Genomic DNA, 2,282 nt, shown 5'->3' on the forward strand with positions numbered 1-2,282 from the left:
CCGCCCGGTCCGGGTCCCGGGCGCGGATCGCCTCGACCAGCCGCGTGTGGTCCATGTACGCCTCCGGGCGCAGCTCCGTACCGACGTCGAGCCGGAGGAACTCCCGGAGTACGGCGCCCAGGTCGGCGTAGAGCGCGGTCAGCACGTCGTTGTGGGACGTCGCCACCACGGCCTGGTGCAGTGCCGCGTCGGCGGCGATGAAGGACTCGGCGTCCTTCGACTCCCAGGCCCGCTCCCGGCGGGCCAGCGTCGCGTCGAGCTGCCGCAGGTCCCGCTCGGTACGGCGGTCGGCGGCCAGCCGGGCGGCCGACGACTCCAGGGTGCTGCGCAGCTCGGCGATGTGCTTCGGGTCGGCGTCCGCGAAACGCCGGTGCATGACCCCGGCCAGCTCGCTGGTGGCCACCACGTAGGTGCCCGAACCCTGCCGGATGTCCAGCAGCCCGTTGTGCGCCAGCGCCCGGACGGCCTCCCGCACGGTGTTCCGCGCGACGCCCAGCCGCTCGACCAGCTCCGGCTCGGTCGGAATGCGGGAGCCCACCGGCCACTCGCCGGTCGTGATCTGCCGGCGCAGCTCGGAGATCACCCGGTCGGCGAGCGCGGAGCGGCGGAGTGAGGACAGCGGCATCGCGAGGTGCTCCTCGGTGCGGGCCGGATCGCGGCGGCACGGGCGGGGACGGGTGGATCGTACGGGGTCCCGGCGACCCCCGATTCATCCCATGATTCTATGATGGCGGCCATGGCTGACGACGAGACCCCCATCTCCTGCGCGGAACGCACCGCACCGGCGCGGGACGGCGCTCCCGCGCCTCGGTCGGCCACCGGGGCCGCCGCCGGGACCGTCGCCGGAACGGCCGGCAGGGAGGCCGGGACCGCGGCCGGGCCGGCAGCCGGGACTCCGGTCGACGCCGCGGAAACGGGGACGGCAAGCTCCGCGAACGCCGGTCCCGACGGGGCCGGGAGCACCGCCGGGGGAACGGCGGCCCGTGCCGCCCGGGCGGGGGCCTGGCTGCTGCCCGCCGGGATCGTGCTCGCCGCCCTCAACCTGCGTCCCGCGATCACCAGCCTGGGCGCCCTCCTCGAAGAGGTGCGGGACGGGCTCGGCATGAGCGGCAGCGTGGCCGGCCTGCTGACGTCCGTCCCCTCGCTGTGCTTTGCCGTCTTCGGGGTCACCGCGCCCCGGCTCGCCCGCCGCTGGGGCCTCGCCGGAGTCGTCTGCGCGGGCATGGCCGCCATCGGGCTCGGTGTGCTCGTCCGGCCGTTCGCCGGCGGCACCGGGGGCTTCCTCGCCGCCAGCGCGCTGGCGCTGGCGGGCATCGCGGTCGCCAACGTGCTGATGCCCGTCATCGTCAAGCGCTGGTTCCCGGACCGGGTCGGCACCATGACCGGTCTCTACTCGATGGCCCTGGCGCTCGGCACCGCGCTCGCCGCGGCCGCCACCGTGCCGGTCACGGGCGCCCTGGGCGGCAGCTGGCGGGGCGGCCTGGCGATATGGGCGGTGCTCGCCGTCGCCGCCCTGCTCGTCTGGGCCCCGCTCGCCCTCGGACGCCGGGACGGCGGGCGGCCGCACCGCACGAACGGCACGAACGGCACGGAGAAGGCTGACGGCTCCGACGGCGCGGACAGCTCGGACAGCTCTGACCGCTCGGACAGCTCCGGCGGCGCGGACCGGCCGGGCGCCGGGACGGCCGGCCCGGCGGGCTCCCGCCCCGCGGCCGGGCCGGGCCGGGGCGTCCGGATCTCCGCCAGCCCCACGGCCCGCGCCCTCGGCTGCTTCTTCGGCCTCCAGGCCACCGCCGCCTACGTCACCATGGGCTGGCTGCCGCAGATCTTCCGGGACGCCGGTGTCCCGGCCTCCTCGGCCGGGGTGCTGCTCGCGGTCACCATGGGCCTGGGCATCCCGCTCTCGTACGTCCTGCCGCGCGTCGCCGCGTCGATGCGGCACCAGAGTCCGCTGGCCGTGCTGCTGGGTGTCTGCGGGCTCTCGGGGTACGCGGGGCTGTATCTCGCCCCGGCCGCCGCGCCCTGGGCCTGGGCCCTGCTGCTCGGGGTGTCCAACTGCGCCTTCCCGCTGGTGCTCACCCTGATCGGGATGCGGGCGCGCACCGGGCCGGGCGTCGTACGGCTGTCCGCCTTCGCGCAGAGCACCGGCTATCTGATCTCGATTCCAGGGCCGCTGCTCGTGGGCGTCCTCTACCAGCACAGCGGGGGCTGGGGGCTGCCGCTGGGGCTGATGGCGGCGCTGATGGTGCCGCAGATCCTGCTCGGCGTCCGGGCCGGACGCG

2 protein-coding genes are annotated in these 2,282 nt (G+C 76.3%); one reads left to right on the forward strand and one right to left on the reverse strand.

What is annotated here, in order from left to right:
- Window positions 1-625: FadR/GntR family transcriptional regulator (locus tag GCU69_RS00945; protein WP_156204855.1), on the reverse strand; the 625-nt coding region annotated here is incomplete at its 3' end.
- Between the two features lie 102 nt (window positions 626-727).
- Between GCU69_RS00945 and GCU69_RS00950 the strand changes: the two genes are divergently transcribed.
- Window positions 728-2,282, forward strand: a 1,555-nt coding sequence (locus GCU69_RS00950; protein ID WP_408055740.1) for an MFS transporter, incomplete at its 3' end; no start/stop codon positions are given.

It is taken from the genome of Streptomyces lycii (assembly GCF_009735685.1).
Lineage (GTDB): Bacteria > Actinomycetota > Actinomycetes > Streptomycetales > Streptomycetaceae > Streptomyces > Streptomyces lycii.